Annotated in this window: 16 protein-coding genes; 8 read left to right on the forward strand and 8 right to left on the reverse strand. The window is 53.7% G+C overall.

What is annotated here, in order from left to right; all coding sequences use genetic code 11:
* The first annotated feature begins 4 nt into the window (after positions 1–4).
* Together rapA and rluA are read left to right on the forward strand one after the other, a co-directional pair.
* On the forward strand, positions 5–2,911 hold the full coding sequence (gene rapA, locus IB222_RS19175; RefSeq protein ID WP_063941096.1) for an RNA polymerase-associated protein RapA: 2,907 nt from the start codon (positions 5–7) through the stop codon (positions 2,909–2,911).
* Positions 2,912–2,922: 11 nt separating this feature from the next.
* A complete protein-coding gene (rluA, locus tag IB222_RS19180) occupies positions 2,923–3,582 on the forward strand; it encodes a bifunctional tRNA pseudouridine(32) synthase/23S rRNA pseudouridine(746) synthase RluA (protein WP_003018849.1) in 660 nt (219 codons plus the stop codon).
* A 95-nt stretch (positions 3,583–3,677) separates the two neighbouring features.
* On the opposite strand, the gene djlA is transcribed toward rluA, so the two are convergent.
* Positions 3,678–4,493 (reverse strand): co-chaperone DjlA, encoded by an 816-nt coding sequence (gene djlA / locus IB222_RS19185; protein WP_003829600.1) that lies wholly within the window; start codon positions 4,491–4,493, stop codon positions 3,678–3,680.
* A gap of 379 nt (positions 4,494–4,872) precedes the next feature.
* Here djlA and lptD point away from each other — a divergent pair, with 379 nt between their 5' ends.
* The 6 genes from lptD to apaH are packed head-to-tail and all read left to right on the forward strand — an operon-like array spanning position 4,873 to position 11,618.
* A complete protein-coding gene (lptD, locus tag IB222_RS19190) occupies positions 4,873–7,233 on the forward strand; it encodes an LPS assembly protein LptD (protein ID WP_148362459.1) in 2,361 nt (786 codons plus the stop codon).
* Positions 7,234–7,286: 53 nt separating this feature from the next.
* Positions 7,287–8,573, forward strand: coding sequence for a peptidylprolyl isomerase SurA (surA, locus tag IB222_RS19195; RefSeq protein ID WP_003829603.1), 1,287 nt, complete (start codon positions 7,287–7,289; stop codon positions 8,571–8,573).
* Positions 8,573–9,565, forward strand: coding sequence for a 4-hydroxythreonine-4-phosphate dehydrogenase PdxA (gene pdxA / locus IB222_RS19200; RefSeq protein WP_126319277.1), 993 nt, complete (start codon positions 8,573–8,575; stop codon positions 9,563–9,565). Before surA ends, pdxA begins: the two co-directional genes overlap by 1 nt.
* A complete protein-coding gene (gene rsmA, locus IB222_RS19205) occupies positions 9,558–10,379 on the forward strand; it encodes a 16S rRNA (adenine(1518)-N(6)/adenine(1519)-N(6))-dimethyltransferase RsmA (protein ID WP_149384468.1) in 822 nt (273 codons plus the stop codon). The genes pdxA and rsmA overlap by 8 nt, the downstream gene beginning before the upstream one ends.
* Positions 10,380–10,381: 2 nt before the next feature.
* On the forward strand, positions 10,382–10,759 hold the full coding sequence (gene apaG, locus IB222_RS19210; protein ID WP_003018867.1) for a Co2+/Mg2+ efflux protein ApaG: 378 nt from the start codon (positions 10,382–10,384) through the stop codon (positions 10,757–10,759).
* Positions 10,760–10,769: 10 nt separating this feature from the next.
* The gene (apaH, locus tag IB222_RS19215; protein WP_003829612.1) at positions 10,770–11,618 is read left to right on the forward strand and encodes a bis(5'-nucleosyl)-tetraphosphatase (symmetrical) ApaH; all 849 of its coding nucleotides are present in this window, start codon (positions 10,770–10,772) and stop codon (positions 11,616–11,618) included.
* 96 nt (positions 11,619–11,714) lie between these two features.
* Here apaH and folA read toward each other — a convergent pair whose 3' ends face one another.
* The 7 genes from folA to IB222_RS19250 form a co-directional block, all read right to left on the reverse strand.
* The gene (folA, locus tag IB222_RS19220) at positions 11,715–12,194 is read right to left on the reverse strand and encodes a type 3 dihydrofolate reductase (protein ID WP_003018873.1); all 480 of its coding nucleotides are present in this window, start codon (positions 12,192–12,194) and stop codon (positions 11,715–11,717) included.
* A gap of 198 nt (positions 12,195–12,392) precedes the next feature.
* Positions 12,393–14,255, reverse strand: coding sequence for a glutathione-regulated potassium-efflux system protein KefC (kefC, locus tag IB222_RS19225; RefSeq protein ID WP_149384469.1), 1,863 nt, complete (start codon positions 14,253–14,255; stop codon positions 12,393–12,395).
* Complete coding sequence (gene kefF, locus IB222_RS19230; RefSeq protein ID WP_003829618.1) at positions 14,248–14,778, reverse strand: glutathione-regulated potassium-efflux system oxidoreductase KefF; 531 nt, start codon at positions 14,776–14,778, stop codon at positions 14,248–14,250. Before kefF ends, kefC begins: the two co-directional genes overlap by 8 nt.
* 103 nt (positions 14,779–14,881) lie before the next feature.
* Positions 14,882–15,115 (reverse strand): YgdI/YgdR family lipoprotein, encoded by a 234-nt coding sequence (locus IB222_RS19235; RefSeq protein ID WP_003018880.1) that lies wholly within the window; start codon positions 15,113–15,115, stop codon positions 14,882–14,884.
* A gap of 91 nt (positions 15,116–15,206) precedes the next feature.
* A complete protein-coding gene (locus IB222_RS19240) occupies positions 15,207–16,550 on the reverse strand; it encodes an MFS transporter (protein WP_003829621.1) in 1,344 nt (447 codons plus the stop codon).
* Positions 16,551–16,697: 147 nt separating this feature from the next.
* Entirely contained in the window at positions 16,698–16,985 is a 288-nt protein-coding gene (gene fixX / locus IB222_RS19245) for a ferredoxin-like protein FixX (protein ID WP_000203736.1), read from the reverse strand.
* Positions 16,982–18,268, reverse strand: coding sequence for an FAD-dependent oxidoreductase (locus tag IB222_RS19250; RefSeq protein WP_149384470.1), 1,287 nt, complete (start codon positions 18,266–18,268; stop codon positions 16,982–16,984). Before IB222_RS19250 ends, fixX begins: the two co-directional genes overlap by 4 nt.
* Positions 18,269–18,270: the final 2 nt, after the last annotated feature.

Consider the following 18,270-nt stretch of genomic DNA (forward strand, 5'->3'; position numbering starts at 1 on the left):
ATATATGCCTTTTACACTTGGTCAACGCTGGATCAGCGATACAGAAAGCGAATTGGGACTTGGTACTGTTGTCGCCATGGATGCGCGAACCGTCACTTTACTTTTCTCATCGACGGGCGAAAACCGTCTGTATGCGCGCAGTGATTCCCCCGTGACCCGCGTGATGTTCAATCCTGGCGATACGATAACAAGCCATGAAGGCTGGCAACTGCATGTCGATGAAGTAAAAGAAGAAAACGGCCTGCTTGCCTATATCGGAACCCGCCTGGATACCGAAGAAACCGGTGTCACGCTGCGTGAAGTACTGCTCGACAGCAAACTGGTATTCAGTAAACCACAAGATCGCCTGTTTGCCGGCCAGATTGACCGTATGGATCGCTTTGCTCTGCGCTATCGCGCACGTAAATTTCAGAGCGAACAATACCGTATGCCGTGGAGTGGTTTGCGTGGTCAACGTACCAGCCTGATTCCTCACCAGCTGAACATTGCCCATGATGTTGGCCGTCGTCATGCCCCTCGCGTTTTACTGGCAGATGAAGTGGGTTTAGGTAAAACCATTGAAGCCGGGATGATCCTGCATCAACAACTGCTGTCCGGCGCCGCAGAGCGCGTGCTGATCATCGTCCCAGAGACATTACAGCACCAGTGGCTGGTCGAAATGCTGCGCCGCTTCAACCTGCGTTTTGCACTGTTTGATGATGAGCGTTATGCAGAAGCGCAGCACGACGCCTACAACCCGTTTGAAACCGAACAACTGGTCATCTGCTCGCTGGACTTTGCCCGTCGTAATAAACAGCGTCTGGAGCACCTGTGTGACGCCGAGTGGGATCTGCTGATTGTCGATGAAGCCCATCACCTGGTATGGAGCGAAGACGCGCCCAGCCGCGAATATATGGCCATTGAACAACTGGCAGAACGTGTGCCGGGCATCCTGCTGCTAACCGCTACACCGGAACAGCTGGGCATGGAAAGCCACTTCGCGCGCCTGCGCCTGCTGGACCCGAGCCGTTTCCACGATTTCGCCCAGTTTGTTGAAGAGCAAAAAAATTATCGTCCGGTCGCCGACGCCGTCGCGATGCTACTGGCAGGCAACAAGCTGAGTAACAATGAGCTGAACATGTTAGGCGACATGATTGGCGAGCAGGACATTGAGCCGCTATTGCAGGCGGCAAACAGCGACAGCGAAGACGCACAGAGCGCGCGTCAGGAGCTGGTTTCGATGCTGATGGACCGCCACGGCACCAGCCGCGTCCTGTTCCGTAACACCCGTAACGGCGTGAAAGGCTTCCCGAAACGCGAACTGCATACCATCAAGCTGCCGCTGCCGACCCAATACCAGACGGCGATTAAAGTCTCCGGCATTATGGGCGCGCGTAAAAGTGCAGAAGACCGGGCGCGCGACATGCTCTACCCGGAACAGATTTATCAGGAATTCGAAGGCGACACCGGCACCTGGTGGAACTTTGACCCGCGCGTGGAATGGCTGATGGGCTACCTGACCAGCCACCGCTCGCAAAAAGTGCTGGTTATCTGCGCGAAAGCCACTACCGCGCTTCAGCTGGAGCAGGTTCTGCGCGAGCGCGAAGGTATCCGCGCCGCCGTATTCCATGAAGGGATGTCGATCATTGAGCGTGACCGCGCCGCAGCATGGTTTAGCGAAGAAGATAGCGGTGCCCAGGTAATGCTGTGCTCTGAAATCGGCTCCGAAGGGCGTAACTTCCAGTTCGCCAGCAATCTGGTGATGTTTGACCTGCCGTTCAACCCGGATCTGCTGGAACAGCGTATTGGCCGTCTGGACCGTATTGGTCAGGCGCATGATATTCAGATTCACGTTCCGTACCTGGAAAAAACCGCGCAATCTGTGCTGGTGCGCTGGTACCACGAAGGTCTGGATGCGTTCGAACACACCTGCCCGACCGGCCGTACCATCTATGACACGGTCTATAACAATCTGATCGGCTACCTGGCTGAACCAGAAAATACCGAGGGCTTTGACGATCTGATCAAAACCTGCCGCGAACAGCATGACGCGCTGAAAGCACAGCTGGAGCAAGGTCGCGATCGCCTGCTGGAGATCCACTCTAACGGCGGCGAAAAAGCGCTGGCACTGGCTGAGAGTATTGAAGAACAGGACGACGATACCAGCCTGATCGCCTTCGCCATGAACCTGTTTGATATCGTCGGTATTAATCAGGATGACCGTGGCGACAATTTGATCGTGCTGACGCCGTCCGATCATATGCTGGTGCCGGATTTCCCTGGGCTGCCGGAAGATGGCTGCACCATTACGTTCGAGCGCGATGTCGCCCTGTCGCGTGAAGATGCACAATTTATTACCTGGGAGCATCCGCTGATCCGCAATGGTCTGGATCTGATCCTCTCCGGCGACACCGGAAGCAGCACTATTTCGTTGTTGAAAAACAAAGCATTACCTGTTGGTACACTGCTGGTTGAGCTGGTCTATGTTGTTGAAGCGCAAGCACCGAAACAACTGCAGCTAAACCGCTTCCTGCCACCAACGCCGGTACGCATGCTGCTGGATAAAAACGGCAATAACCTTGCTGCACAGGTGGAGTTCGAAACCTTTAACCGTCAGCTCAGCGCCGTTAACCGCCACACCGGCAGCAAACTGGTCAACGCCGTGCAGCAGGATGTTCATGCCATTCTGCAACTCGGTGAAGCGCAGGTGGAAAAATCAGCCCGCGCGCTGATCGACGCAGCGCGTAAAGAAGCTGACGAGAAGCTGACGGCAGAACTTTCCCGTCTCGAAGCGCTGCGTGCCGTTAACCCGAACATCCGTGATGACGAACTTAGCGCAATCGAAAGCAACCGTCAGCAGGTGATGGAAAGCCTGGATCAGGCGGGCTGGCGTCTCGATGCCCTGCGCTTGATCGTCGTGACGCATCAGTAACGGAGCCATACATGGGGATGGAAAACTACAATCCGCCGCAGGAACCCTGGCTGGTCATCCTGTATCAGGATGAACACATTATGGTGGTCAACAAGCCGAGCGGCTTGTTGTCTGTGCCAGGTCGTCTGGATGAGCACAAAGACAGCGTGATGACGCGTATTCAGCGCGATTATCCGCAGGCTGAATCCGTGCATCGTCTGGATATGGCCACCAGCGGCGTGATTGTAGTCGCGCTAACCAAAGCGGCAGAGCGCGAGCTAAAACGCCAGTTTCGCGAGCGCGAACCGAAAAAGCAGTATGTTGCACGCGTCTGGGGGCATCCCGCTCCGGCCGAGGGTCTGGTTGATTTGCCGCTGATTTGTGACTGGCCAAACAGGCCAAAGCAAAAAGTGTGTTATGAGACCGGGAAATCGGCGCAGACAGAGTATGAAGTCGTGGAGTTCGCAGCGGATAACACCGCCCGGGTGGTGCTCAAACCCATTACCGGACGCTCCCACCAGCTGCGTGTGCATATGCTGGCTTTAGGGCATCCGATCCTGGGCGACCGCTTCTATGCTCCGCCGGAAGCTCTGGCGTTAGCGCCGCGCCTGTTGCTGCATGCAGAGATGTTAACCATCACGCATCCCGAATACGGCAACAGTATGACGTTTAAAGTCCCGGCGGATTTTTAAATTCTGAGCCAATTTATGCCGGGGACGCTTCGCTTGCCCGGCCTACATTCATTAACGTAGGCCGGATAAGGCGCTAGCCGCATCCGGCAATTCAATCACTTGAATCCTTTTTGATCCTTAATCAGCTCGTAAGCTTTTTGGATTTCCTGCGCTTTTTGCTTCGCCATTTCCATCATCTCTGGCGGCAGACCTTTCGCAACCAGTTTGTCCGGATGGTGCTCGCTCATCAGCTTACGGTAAGCCCGCTTTATGGTAGTCGCATCGTCGGTCGTTTTCACACCCAGCACATTGCAGGCGTCTTCCAGCGTCGGGCCACGTTGCGCCTGCTGCCAGCCACCGCTGCCAGACTGCTGCTGATATCCGCCGCCAAACTGTGCGCCGCCCTGCATCATGCGCAGGAACTGATCAAATTGGGTGCGTGAGATCCCCAACTCTTCAGCAATCACATACAGCACTTCACGTTCGTTAGGATGCAACGACCCATCGGCAAATGCCGCCTGGATCTGAATCTCCAGAAACATGCGGATCAGATCGAATCGACCAAAACAGACGCTGCGAAACTGACGCATCTTTTCACGTAATGGGTAATTATCCGATTTTCCTACCCGGAAGGCATGTTGTGCTGCCGTTCGCGAGTCACCGTGCAAATTCATCCGATCCATCAACTGGCTGGCGATATGAATATCGGCTTCCGTGACGCGACCTTTGGATTTGGTCAGATGTCCCATCACCTCAAAAGTGGTGGCAAAAAACAGCGCCTGGCGTTCACGTTGGTTGGCAAACCACGCCATTTTGCGCATGCGGGCTTTGTCGAACATGTGGCCAACTAACAGCCCCAGAACCACACCCCAGAAGCCGCCGCCCATCATTAAGGCCACGGCTACACCAATTATCTTTCCCCAATACTGCATAGACTCCCCAAATCTTTCCGCTCTCAGCCAGGCTATGTCCCACAATATAAGGTGCTTTTACCGATTTACGGCTGCGGTCAATTGTGGGACATCGCCTATAATTTGCATTATCATACCTGTCATTCAATGCCGTGCCTAACACCACAAACGCTATACCCGTTGGATTTCGAGTTGCAGCAAGGCGGCAACGTAGTGAGTCCCCTGGAGCTTACCCATGTAAGTGACTGGGGTGAACGAGGAAGACAACGAAGATGCAGCTTGAAAGGTGGCAGGTATAAAATGGGCAGGATTAATACTAGCGAAGTGAAGATGAGATAAGTTAGGCTGTGACCGTTTGTCACGCGCGACGCTACTGATGATGGAACAATAAATACAACGTATGAAAAAACGTATTCCCACTCTTCTGGCCACCATGATTGCCAGCGCCCTCTATAGCCATCAGGGCCTGGCAGCCGATCTCGCCTCACAGTGTATGCTGGGCGTGCCGAGCTATGACCGTCCTCTGGTACAGGGCGAGACTAATGAGTTACCCGTCACCATCAATGCCGACAACGCAAAAGGGAATTATCCCGATGACGCGGTGTTTACCGGCAACGTGGATATCGCACAGGGTAACAGCCGCCTGCAGGCCGACGAAGTGCAGCTTCATCAGAAGCAGGCTGAAGGCCAGCCGGAGCCAATTCGTACCGTCGATGCGCTAGGCAATGTCCATTATGACGACAATCAGGTTATTCTGAAGGGACCGAAGGGCTGGTCTAATCTGAATACCAAAGATACCAACATCTGGGAAGGTGATTACCAGATGGTCGGCCGTCAGGGGCGCGGGAAAGCTGACCTGATGAAACAGCGTGGGGAAAACCGTTATACCATTCTGGAAAACGGTAGCTTTACCTCCTGTCTGCCGGGTTCCGATACCTGGAGCGTCGTCGGTAGCGAAGTTATCCACGACCGTGAAGAACAGGTCGCAGAGATCTGGAACGCCCGTTTCAAACTGGGTCCGGTTCCGGTCTTTTACAGTCCTTATTTACAGTTACCCGTCGGCGATAAGCGCCGTTCCGGTTTCCTGATCCCGAACGCAAAATATTCCACCAATAACTATTTTGAGTTCTACCTCCCGTATTACTGGAACATTGCGCCCAATATGGACGCCACCATCACGCCGCACTATATGCACCGTCGCGGCGGGATCATGTGGGAGAACGAATTCCGCTACCTCACCCAGGCGGGGGCGGGCTTGATGGAGTTCGACTATCTGAATTCCGATAAAGTGTACGAGGACGAACATCCGAATGATGACAATTCACGTCGCTGGCTGTTCTACTGGCAGCACGCTGGTGTACTGGACCAGGTGTGGCGTTTCAACGTCGACTACACCAAGGTCAGCGACACCAGCTACTTTAACGATTTCGATAATAAATACGGTTCCAGTACCGACGGCTACGCCACGCAGAAATTCAGCGTCGGCTACGCGGTACAAAACTTTGACGCCACGGTATCGACCAAGCAGTTCCAGGTCTTCGACGCACAAAATAGTAATAGCTACTCTGCGCAGCCGCAGTTAGACGTCAACTACTACCAAAACGACGTCGGTCCGTTTGATACCCGTATTTATGGCCAGGCGGTCCATTTCGTCAATACCAATGACAACATGCCGGAAGCCACGCGTGTTCACCTTGAACCGACGATCAATCTGCCGTTGTCGAATAACTGGGGCAGTATCAATACCGAAGCGAAGCTGCTGGCGACACACTATCAGCAGACCAATCTGGATTGGTACAACAACAACCCGAGTAACGTTAACAAGCTCGACGAGTCAGCCAACCGCGTCATGCCGCAGTTTAAAGTTGACGGCAAAATGGTATTCGAGCGCGACATGCAAATGCTGGCACCGGGTTATACCCAGACGCTGGAGCCGCGCGCGCAGTACCTGTACGTCCCGTATCGCAACCAAAGTCATATCAATAACTATGACTCCTCCCTGCTGCAATCTGACTACAGCGGCCTGTTCCGTGACCGCACCTATAGTGGTCTGGACCGTATCGCTTCTGCCAACCAGGTAACGACCGGGGTCACATCTCGCGTTTATGATGACGCGGCCGTTGAACGTTTTAATATTTCTGTGGGTCAAATCTACTATTTCACCGAGTCACGCACTGGCGATGACCATACAGAATGGGAGAATGACGACAAAACAGGTTCACTGGTATGGGCGGGCGATACCTACTGGCGCATCTCCGATCGTTGGGGTTTACGCAGTGGAATCCAGTACGACACGCGTCTGGATAGCATCGCAACCAGCAATAGCAGTATCGAATACCGACGCGACGAAAACCGTATGCTGCAGTTGAACTACCGTTATGCCAGCCCAGAGTATATTAAGGCCGCTGTACCTTCACGTGATGTAACTAACGCCCAGTATGAAAACGGGATTTCGCAGGTGGGCGCAGTGGCAAGCTTCCCGATCGCCGATCGTTGGTCGATTGTTGGTGCTTACTACTTCGATACCAACGTGAACAAAGAAGCAGATTCAATGTTGGGCTTACAGTACAACTCCTGCTGTTACGCCATTCGCTTTGGCTACGAGCGTAAGCTGAACGGTTGGGATGACAAAATGCAGCACGCGATTTATGACAACACGATCGGCTTTAATATCGAACTCCGTGGCCTGAGCTCAAACTACGGTCTCGGCACGACTCAAATGTTACGTTCGAACATTTTGCCGTATCAAAGCGCTTTATGATCTGATTGATTTACAACGTAATCCGCATTGCGGTTAATTGAAATGGAAAAAGTATGAAGAACTGGAAAACGCTGCTTCTCGGTATCGCCATGATCGCGAATACCAGTTTCGCTGCCCCACAGGTAGTCGATAAAGTCGCAGCCGTCGTCAATAACGGCGTCGTTCTGGAAAGCGACGTCGATGGCTTAATGCAGTCAGTAAAACTGAATGCAGGTCAGGCAGGTCAGCAATTACCGGATGACGCCACGCTGCGTCATCAGATCCTGGAACGTTTGATCATGGATCAAATCCTCCTGCAAATGGGTCAGAAGATGGGGGTGAAAATCTCTGACGAGCAGTTGGATCAGGCTATTGCCAACATCGCCAAGCAGAACAACATGACGCTGGATCAGATGCGCAGCCGTCTGGCACAGGATGGCTTAAGCTATTCAACCTATCGTAGCCAGATCCGCAAAGAGATGACCATCTCTGAAGTGCGTAACAACGAAGTTCGCCGTCGCGTCACTATCCTGCCTCAGGAAGTGGATGCCCTGGCGCAGCAGGTAGGCAACCAAAACGATGCCAGCACCGAGCTGAACCTGAGCCACATTCTGATCCCATTACCGGAAAACCCAACGTCCGACCAGGTTAACGCAGCTGAAAGCCAGGCGCGCTCTGTTGTTGATGAAGCGCGCAACGGTAGTGATTTCGGAAAACTGGCTATTACTTATTCCGCTGACCAGCAGGCGCTGAAAGGCGGTCAGATGGGTTGGGGACGTATTCAGGAGCTGCCGGGTATCTTTGCCCAGGCGTTAAGCACTGCGAAAAAAGGCGATATCATTGGCCCAATTCGTTCCGGTGTCGGCTTCCACATCCTGAAAGTCAACGATATGCGTGGCCAAAGCCAGAGCATCTCCGTGACTGAAGTTCATGCTCGCCACATTCTGCTTAAGCCGTCGCCGATCATGACCGATCAGCAGGCGCGTCTGAAGCTGGAACAAATCGCGGCAGATATTAAGAGCGGTAAAACTACCTTCGCGGCAGCCGCTAAAGAGTTTTCTCAGGATCCAGGCTCTGCCAACCAGGGCGGCGATCTGGGCTGGGCTGCAGCGGATATTTTCGACCCTGCTTTCCGCGATGCGCTGACCAAACTTAACAAAGGGCAGATGAGCGCCCCGGTGCACTCCTCTTTCGGTTGGCATCTGATCGAACTGCTGGATACGCGTAACGTTGATAAAACTGACGCAGCGCAGAAAGACAGAGCTTACCGTATGCTGATGAACCGTAAATTCTCGGAAGAAGCAGCAACCTGGATGCAGGAACAGCGCGCCAGCGCTTACGTTAAAGTTCTGAGCAACTAATGACTCGTGCTCAACGCGTTGTTATCACTCCCGGCGAACCCGCCGGGATTGGCCCGGACCTGGTGGTTCAACTCGCCCAGCGCGAGTGGCCTGTAGAACTCGTTGTCTGTGCGGATGCAGCACTCCTCAATGACCGGGCAGCGATGCTCGGTTTACCGCTTTCACTCCTCCCATACTCTCCAGATACCCCAGCCAAACCGCAATCAGCAGGCACATTGACGCTGTTACCGATTGCGCTGCGGGCACCTGTTGTCGCGGGTCAGTTGGCGGTAGAAAACGGGCAATATGTGGTGGATACGCTGGCTCGCGCCTGCGATGGTTGTCTGCAAGGTGAGTTTGCGGCGCTGATCACCGGCCCGGTTCACAAGGGCGTTATCAATGACGCTGGCGTCCCGTTTACCGGACATACCGAGTTTTTTGAAGAGCGCTCACAGGCAAAGAAAGTTGTTATGATGCTGGCGACCGAAGAGCTGCGCGTTGCCCTGGCAACCACGCATTTGCCGCTCAGAGCCGTTGCCGACGCCATTACGCCCGCCCTGCTTCAGGAAGTGATCGGCATTTTGCATCATGATTTACGCACCAAGTTCGGCATTGCCGATCCGCATATTCTGGTGTGCGGTCTTAACCCGCATGCTGGTGAAGGCGGTCATATGGGAACGGAAGAGATAGATACCATCATTCCGGTACTCGATGAACTGCGTGCGCAGGGAATGAAATTAAACGGTCCGCTGCCCGCAGATACGCTGTTTCAGCCCAAATATCTCGACCACGCGGATGCCGTGCTGGCAATGTACCACGATCAGGGTCTCCCCGTGCTAAAATACCAGGGATTTGGTCGCGGTGTGAATATCACGCTGGGCCTGCCCTTTATTCGCACATCCGTCGATCACGGCACCGCACTTGAACTCGCGGGCCGTGGACAAGCAGATGTCGGCAGTTTTATTACGGCGCTTAATCTCGCCATCAAAATGATTGTTAATACCAATGAATAATCGAGTCCATCAGGGCCATTTAGCCCGTAAACGTTTCGGGCAGAACTTCCTCAACGATCAGTTTGTGATCGAAAGTATTGTCTCTGCTATCAACCCGCAGAAAGGTCAGGCTATGGTCGAAATCGGCCCGGGTCTGGCGGCATTGACCGAACCAGTAGGCGAACGTCTGGACAAGCTCACGGTCATTGAACTCGACCGCGATCTGGCAGCACGCCTACAGACACACCCGTTTTTAGGGCCTAAGCTGACGATTTATCAGCAAGATGCCATGACCATGAACTTCGGCGAACTGGCACAAACGATGGGACAGCCGCTGCGCGTATTCGGCAACCTGCCGTACAACATCTCCACGCCGCTCATGTTCCATCTTTTTTCCTATACTGATGCCATTGCCGACATGCATTTCATGTTGCAAAAAGAGGTGGTCAATCGTCTGGTTGCAGGGCCAAACAGTAAAGCGTATGGTCGATTAAGCGTCATGGCGCAGTATTACTGCAATGTGATCCCGGTACTTGAAGTACCGCCTTCCGCATTTACGCCAGCGCCTAAAGTTGATTCAGCCGTTGTGCGTCTGGTCCCTCATACGACGATGCCGTACCCGGTTAAAGATGTTCGTGTGCTGAGCCGTATTACCACCGAAGCGTTTAATCAGCGCCGTAAAACGGTACGTAACAGTCTCGGCAACCTGTTTAGCGTTGAAGTACTGACAGAGCTGGGCATTGATCCGGCGATGCGAGCGGAAAATATCTCTGTCGCGCAATACTGCCGGATGGCTAACTATCTGTCAGAAGACGCGCCATCGAAGGAGAGTTAAACATGATCAATTCGCCCCGAGTGTGCATTCAGGTACAAAGCGTCTACATTGAGGCGCAATCCTCACCTGATGATGAACGTTACGTTTTTGCTTACACCGTAACTATCCGCAATTTGGGGCGAGCGCCTGTGCAGCTATTGGGGCGTTATTGGTTGATCACTAATGGTCATGGCCGCGAAACCGAAGTTCAGGGTGAAGGCGTGGTTGGCGTCCAGCCCCACATCGAACCCGGCGAAGAGTACCAGTACACCAGCGGTGCGGTGATTGAAACACCGCTGGGCACCATGCAGGGTCATTACGAAATGATCGATGAACAAGGCATCGCCTTTACCATCGATATTCCCGTATTCCGACTCGCCGTTCCAACACTCATTCATTAAAACAATAACTATGGCGACATACCTTATTGGCGACGTTCACGGTTGTTACGATGAACTGGTAGCCTTGCTGCATCAGGTAGACTTTAATTCCGAAAAAGACACCCTATGGCTCACCGGCGATCTGGTCGCTCGTGGACCGGGCTCGCTGGACGTTTTGCGCTACGTGAAATCACTGGGCGACAGCGTGCGGTTAGTATTGGGTAATCACGATTTACACCTGCTGGCCGTATTCGCCGGTATCAGTCGTAATAAACCTAAAGACAGGGTCACATCGCTGCTCGAAGCACCGGATGCCGACGAATTACTTAACTGGCTCCGCCGTCAACCGCTGTTGCAGGTAGACGAAGAGAAGAAGCTGGTAATGGCGCATGCCGGTATCACCCCACAGTGGGACCTGCAGACGGCAAAAGACTGTGCTCGCGATGTTGAAGCCGTGCTGTCGAGCGACTCGTATCCCTTCTTCCTTGATGCGATGTACGGCGACATGCCCAATAACTGGACCCCGGAACTGACCGGGCTGGCGCGCCTGCGTTTTATTACCAACGCCTTTACCCGCATGCGTTACTGCTTCCCTAACGGTCAGTTGGATATGTACAGCAAAGAGTCACCAGAAGACGCACCTGCCCCGCTGAAGCCGTGGTTTGCCATTCCTGGACCTGTCAGTGAAGCGTACAGCATTGCATTCGGGCACTGGGCATCGCTGGAGGGTAAAGGCACGCCAGAAGGCATTTACGCGCTGGATACGGGGTGTTGCTGGGGAGGCGATCTCACCTGTCTGCGCTGGGAAGACAAACAGTACTTCGTGCAGCCGTCAAATCGCCATCTGAATCTGGATCCTGGCGAAGCGGTCAACGCCTGATAGGTTTATGCCTGATGGCGCTACGCTTATCAGGCCTACATCTGGCACAAAAGTAGGCCGGATAAGGCGTTTCACCGCCATCCGGCACTTACAGTATTAACGACGTTCCAGAATCTCGAAGCAGTAGCTGTGAGAGTTTTGCGCGTCGGCATCGTGGAATTCACTGAACACCGACTCCCAGTCATCCGGTTCGTAGTCCGGGAAATGCGTATCCCCTTCCACTTCCGCATCAATGTGCGTCAGATACAGTTTCTGCGCTTTTGGCAGGAACTGCTCATACACACGCCCACCGCCAATTACCATAATTTCAGGTTCATCGCCGCAGGCCGCAATTGCTTCATCCACAGACTTCACCCACTGCACGCGATCGTCGGTGCCTGGCTTACTGCTGATGACGATATTTTTACGCCCAGGTAACGGTCGCCCGATGGATTCCCAGGTGTGGCGTCCCATGACAACCGGCTTGTTTAAGGTATTACGTTTAAACCAGGCGAGATCGGCAGGGAGGTTCCACGGCATGGCGTTCTCCATACCGATGACGCGATCTACCGCTAACGCCGCAATCAGACTGATCATTGAATATTTCCCGGATACAAAAAAATTGTCGCCACTATACGGAAAGCGCAATCTTTCGTCGACTGGCGGAAAGAGGATGAACAGGAAAATTTTCCGTTCTGCTGGCGAACCGACCTATTTAAGGTGGTACGCCAGCATTACAGTAGTTCAAAAACAGTCAATTAGCAGTAAAGTTTGCAGAACATCACATTTTTTACCCTATGCTGACGGTTTCACTTCCGGCTCATCGGCGACGTCGCCCGTATGCTTACCTTCATCCGTGCCTTGCCAGCCATGGCGTTGAATTAACGATAAGTGCTGACGATCTTCCGCAATAATTTCACTCAGCATTGCGCTGGTGCGTTTATAAACGGCCGCGCGGGAAGTCGCGTCATTTTCCCCTCTCACCATCTCCTCTACCATCATGGTATTGAATCGGCGGAATACGTCAGCCCGCTCACGTGCCTCATAGCGCCCAAGCCCGAGACCTTCCAACGCCAGACGTCCGGTCTTCAATGCACCTTCAAAGGTTTCACGTTCCGGCATATCCACGCCCGCCTGGCGCAGGCGGATGTAATGATCCACGTCGCGCGCACGAGCAATAATTTGCAGATGCGGGAAATGCTCTTTAACCATTTCGGTTAATTGCAGACTGGTTTGCGGATCGTCAATGGCATTAATAATGACTTCAGCTTTCGCCGCCCCGGCAGACTCCAGCAGATCCATCCGGGTCGCGTCGCCATAGAAAACCTTCATCCCGAATTTACGCAGCGTTTCGATATGGTCCGGGTCATGATCAAGAACCACCATTTTGACCCCGCTCGACAACAGCAAACGACCGGTTATCTGGCCAAATCGCCCAAACCCGGCGATGATCACCCTAGGTTGTTCCTCATCGATTTCATCGGCTTCCCGCTCTTCCTCAGTCGCCGATTTTTCCAGACGCGTCAAAATCACCAGCAAAATCGGCGTAGCCGCCATCGACAACGCCACCGCCAGCGTCAGCGATTTCGCCCAGTCAGGATCGAGCACATTTGCCATTTGCGCCGCGCCAAACACCACAAAGGCAAACTCACTGCCCTGTCCTAATAATACGGCAAACCAGCGACGCTGCTTGTTCGGCACCTGCAACGGTTTCGCTATCAACCACAGCATGACGGTTTTGATAACCAGGAAACCGACCAGCAAAATGATAATGCGTAAGGGATTATCAATCAGCGTACCAAAGTCGATAGACATCCCCACACCGATGAAGAATAGTCCCAGCAGCAGTCCTTTAAACGGCTCAATGTCACTTTCCAGCGCGTGGCGATACTCAGAGCTCGCCAGCAGCACCCCGGCCAGGAATGCCCCCATCGCCATCGACAATCCAACCTCTTCCAACAGCAGACCGAAGCCAAACACGAGGAACAGCGCAACGGCACTGAACACTTCCCGCAGGCCCGAACGGGCGACAAAACGCAAGGCCGGACGTGTGACATAACGCCCCAACACCACCACCAACACCAGTGCGCCCGCTACCTTAAGGGCAGACAATGCAAACGCCCCAAGCGTAGTCGATGCACCGCTCGCCGCCAGTAACGGGATCATCGCCACCAGTGGAATGGCCGCGATATCCTGGAACAGCAGCACGGCAAACGCGCTGCGGCCCATTTGCGAAACCATCAGGTTACGTTCATTCATTGCCTGCATAGCGATGGCTGTAGAGGAAAGCGCCAGCGTCATGCCGATCAGTTCCGCTACCTGCCAGCGCAGGCCGAGGAACATACAGAACACACCAATCAAACCGCCGCAGACTACCATCTGTAGCGCACCGCCGCCGAACACCGAGGCTCGCAGTTTCCACAAACGTTGCGGATCCAGCTCCAGACCGATAACAAACAGCATCAGCACCACGCCAATCTCCGCAAAATGCAGGATGGATTCGGCGTCCGTCACCAGCCTCAAACCCCAGGGTCCGATAATGCACCCGGCGATGAGATACCCCAGCACCGACCCAAGCCCCAGCCGTACGGCGATGGGGACAATTAGTGCCGCCGATCCGAGATAAATCAGCGCCTGTATCAGCGTATGGCTATCCATGGTGTGCCTCCTGCCATTCCATCAGACGCTGTTTGTAGTGACGCGCCTGCGCTTGCAGGGTTTCATCATCACAGATAAACGTACAGTGCATCGCAAACGGCGGTAGCCATTTGAGACCACAATAAAGTGCCGTCGCCTGTAAGGGTTGAGAAAGCACATCAAATCCGGGATGGGAGCCAATATCGAAGTGGTTTTCACCGCCGCCGGTCGTCACCGCCCACAGCAGATGTTTACCGTGCAGCGCAGTACCGCCATGGCCATACGCCCAGCCGTGCGAAAGGACTTTATCCATCCACAGCTTGAGTAATGGAGGTGTGCTGTACCACTGCATCGGATGCTGCCAGATGATCAAATCAGCGCGTGCCAGCGCATCCTGTTCAGCGGCAATATCGATATTGAAGTCGGGGTAGAGCTGGTAGAGCGAGCGGATCTCCACGCCCTCCAGCGTCCTTGCCTGTTCAAGCATCCGCTTATTCGCATGCGAGTGCTGCGGATAGGGATGCGCATAAATGATGAGGATCATGATTAGCCTGTTTCACTGCATTATTGTAATAACAGTGAGTTTAGTCAGTTAATCCGCAGGCTAACAGTCAATATTATTGAGTGGCTGAATGGAGAAAACTGAACTAGTTATCAAGTTCACTCATATCCTTAACCTGATCGCGGTTAATCTGTTCCGTCTTACCCGTTTGCGCATTTTTATACGACACCAGGCCAGTATCATCATCGACTTGCGGTTTGCCGTCAGTGACGATTGTTTTGCCATCGGTGGTTTTAACCGCCTGGTTTGAGGAACAACCGGCTACGGTAAATAGTGCTGCTGCGGTAAAAATTGAGGTGATCAGGATATGTTTTTGCATGGTGTTCTCCCTGCTTTTCAGTTGTTTTCAGTGATATACCCAGTTAACTGTAGGCTAACTGACTGAGTTGCAGGGAAAATACAGAACACTCCTAATAACTCGCCCTGGTCACGGGCTTACTGCGAATCGTCATTTGACTGGTTTGCGCCAGCGTCAGACCTCGCGTTTCCGGGGCGAAAGCGATGGACACCAGCAGGCCAATCAGCGAAATTCCTGCGCCCATCAGCATGACATTACTGATCCCATATTTGGTAATGAACACCGGCAGTGCCCAGGTTGAAACAATGGTGCCGATGCGGCTTAAGGACATAATCACTCCGACAGCAGACGCGCGAATATCGGTAGGGAACAGTTCGTTTGGGTATAGCCACTGCAGGTTTCCCGGTCCCCCCGAGAAAAACGCGTACACGGCAAACGCCAGCACCACCAGCCACGCCCCCATATCAGGAATTAACCCCAGCACGGCCAGCGCCAGCGTCATCATAATGAAGCTGCCAATCAACAGCGGTCGGCGGCCCGCACTATTGAGCCAGAACATGGGCGGAATGCACCCCAGCATAAAGCACAGGCTTATCACCACATTGCCCAACGCAGCGCTTTTCCCGGCGCCGAGCCCCAACAGTCCAACAATCTGCGGACCAAAGGTATAAATGGCGAACATCGGGATCACCTGACAGGTCCAGATAGCGGCAACAAACAGGACAAACGGGAAATGACGGCGGTTAAAGAGCTGCAGGAAGCGAGTTTCTTGCGGCGCCTCTTCGTCGAACACCACCGGTTCGCCGAACAGTTTGATCATCATCGCTTCACACTCTTTCACCCGACCTTTACGCAGCAGCCAGCGCGGCGATTCAGGAAGATCAAAGCGCCCAATCAGGATCAAAATACAAGGGATAACCGCGCTGCCCAGCATCCAGCGCCATCCGCCCTCAACATCATACAACCAGTAACCGACCAGATCGGCACAGGTGGCGCCGACATACCACATCGCGGCGATAAAACCGATGGAGAAAGCGCGCTGGCGGGTATTGGAGAACTCGGTAATCATCGAGGTAGCAATCGGATAATCGGCACCAATCACAATGCCGATCAACACGCGCATCACCAACAGCTCAACGGGCGAGGAAACAAACATGGTTGCCGCCGATATCACGCCAATGGCGATAATATCGATGATGAACATTTTGCGCCGCCCGACCTTATCGGAAATGTAGCCAAACAGCGACGTCCCCACAAACAGACCGGCGAGCGTGCCGGCGCCCAACAGACCAATCCACTGTGCGTCCAGTTTCAATGCTGGCGTGAGCTGTTCCAGCGCCACGCCAATCATCACCAGCACATAACCATCCAGAAATGGCCCACCGCTTCCCCACAGCATTATCCGGCGGTGAATAGAGGTAAATTTGATGTCATCAAAGTTCCTGGGCTGCTGCATAGCGACTTCCTGTTTCAACACGGGCAAAGCGTCATCTGTAGGCCGGATAAGGCGTTTACGCCGCCATCCGGCATTGGCGCCACATGATTGCCGGATGGCGACGCTACCGCGTCTTATCCGACCTACGGGTGCACAACCTCGTACTTATTAGCCGTAGCGAAACTCCACGCCAAATGTCCCGCGCGGGTATTCCCATTTTTCCAACGCTGTATCAAGTCCGAGAATGCGGCACGTTCCGCACTCCAGGCATCCGGCGTAATCAAAACGAACGCTGCCGTCGTCCTGCTTTTTATACAGTCCGGCCGGACAGGCCTTAATCAGTACTTCCAGCGCCTGTTTATCAGGATCGGTTTTGAGAATGATGTGCGGGCTGTCTTCATCCACATTAAACTTATTGACGCCCAGTTTGACGTCCACATTGACGGGAGATGTCATAATACGGTCACTCCTTTCAGGCCATCTTTCATCAGGTTGATGAAGCCCACTTTCTTCGCATGACGCAGGATTTTTTTGCGCATTGGCACCGGAGCAGAGCCATCTACGGTGAACAGGTCGCGCGCGATGCTGACCGCCATTTCGGGATAGGCGGTAAACATGCGTGGGTTATCTAGGAAAGCGGGAAGCTTCTGATACATACGCATATCGCGCATTGGACCATCATCGAGATGCTGACGGTATTCGCCCAGCGACTGCTTGCTGAAGTCGTCGCGCTTCATCGCGGAAAGCACCGTTTTCGCGGCCGCTTCGCCTGCGGATATGGCGAGATCCATACCGCGGATGGTAAAGCCGAGGTTCATACACATTCCGGCAGCATCACCGGCAATCAGCACTCCGTCACCCACCAGTTCAGGCTGCATATTCATACCGGCCTCCGGTACGACGTGCGCGGCATATTCCACCAGCTTGCCACCAGCGATCAGTGGGGCAACCGCCGGATGCTGTTTGAAATCTTCCAGCATTTGTGGGACCGATTTTTTAGCATCTTTCAGATGATGAAGACTGCAGACCAGCCCCAGAGAAAGGGTCGTTTCATTAGTATAGAGGAAGCCCCCGCCCATCAACCCATCGGTTGGCGAACCGGCAAACAGGCAGGCTGCGCCTTCGTTCCCCTGTAACTGGAAACGATCTTCAATCACCGATTTTGGCAATTCGATCAGTTCTTTTACGCCAACGGCAACATGCGATGCCTCAACGCGCTTTGCCATGCCCAGTTTTTCTGCCAACAAAGAATTCACCCCGTCAGCGAGGATCACCACTTTGGCTTCCAGAATATCGCCGTCGGCTTCCACACCCACGACTTTGCCTTCGCGCTGCACAACGTTATCCACCCGAATACCGGTGATAAGCTGGGCTCCCGCCTCCTCGGCCTGCTCCATCAGCCAGGCGTCAAATTTGCTGCGTAAGACGGAATAAGAAACCTGCGACGATGCAGCCTCTTCACCATTGCAATAGTCGATGGTCATCGCCCCTTTGTCGGTCATAAAGGCGAGTTTTTCGTGGGTGATGATGCGTTCAATGGGGGCCTGCTCAGCAAAGCCGGGAATGATGCGTTCCAGGCTATGGGCATACATGCGCCCACCGGTGACATTCTTCGCGCCAGCAGAATTGCCGCGCTCGATGACCAGCACCTGTGCACCTTCCCGAGCCAGCACCAGCGCCGCAACCGAACCGGCCAGACCTGCACCCACGATGATGGCATCAAAGATATCTTCGGACATAC

The sequence above is a fragment of the Citrobacter sp. C13 genome (assembly GCF_014596815.2).
GTDB lineage: Bacteria > Pseudomonadota > Gammaproteobacteria > Enterobacterales > Enterobacteriaceae > Citrobacter > Citrobacter portucalensis.

Bases quoted from the DNA above. Each gene is read 5' to 3' on its own strand.
- rapA (WP_063941096.1), top strand. From the start codon at position 5: ATGCCTTTTACACTTGGTCAACGCTGGATCAGCGATACAGAAAGCGAA.
- rluA (WP_003018849.1), top strand. From the start codon at position 2,923: ATGGGGATGGAAAACTACAATCCGCCGCAGGAACCCTGGCTGGTCATC.
- djlA (WP_003829600.1), bottom strand. From the start codon at position 4,493: ATGCAGTATTGGGGAAAGATAATTGGTGTAGCCGTGGCCTTAATGATG.
- lptD (WP_148362459.1), top strand. From the start codon at position 4,873: ATGAAAAAACGTATTCCCACTCTTCTGGCCACCATGATTGCCAGCGCC.
- surA (WP_003829603.1), top strand. From the start codon at position 7,287: ATGAAGAACTGGAAAACGCTGCTTCTCGGTATCGCCATGATCGCGAAT.
- pdxA (WP_126319277.1), top strand. From the start codon at position 8,573: ATGACTCGTGCTCAACGCGTTGTTATCACTCCCGGCGAACCCGCCGGG.
- rsmA (WP_149384468.1), top strand. From the start codon at position 9,558: ATGAATAATCGAGTCCATCAGGGCCATTTAGCCCGTAAACGTTTCGGG.
- apaG (WP_003018867.1), top strand. From the start codon at position 10,382: ATGATCAATTCGCCCCGAGTGTGCATTCAGGTACAAAGCGTCTACATT.
- apaH (WP_003829612.1), top strand. From the start codon at position 10,770: ATGGCGACATACCTTATTGGCGACGTTCACGGTTGTTACGATGAACTG.
- folA (WP_003018873.1), bottom strand. From the start codon at position 12,194: ATGATCAGTCTGATTGCGGCGTTAGCGGTAGATCGCGTCATCGGTATG.
- kefC (WP_149384469.1), bottom strand. From the start codon at position 14,255: ATGGATAGCCATACGCTGATACAGGCGCTGATTTATCTCGGATCGGCG.
- kefF (WP_003829618.1), bottom strand. From the start codon at position 14,778: ATGATCCTCATCATTTATGCGCATCCCTATCCGCAGCACTCGCATGCG.
- IB222_RS19235 (WP_003018880.1), bottom strand. From the start codon at position 15,115: ATGCAAAAACATATCCTGATCACCTCAATTTTTACCGCAGCAGCACTA.
- IB222_RS19240 (WP_003829621.1), bottom strand. From the start codon at position 16,550: ATGCAGCAGCCCAGGAACTTTGATGACATCAAATTTACCTCTATTCAC.
- fixX (WP_000203736.1), bottom strand. From the start codon at position 16,985: ATGACATCTCCCGTCAATGTGGACGTCAAACTGGGCGTCAATAAGTTT.
- IB222_RS19250 (WP_149384470.1), bottom strand. From the start codon at position 18,268: ATGTCCGAAGATATCTTTGATGCCATCATCGTGGGTGCAGGTCTGGCC.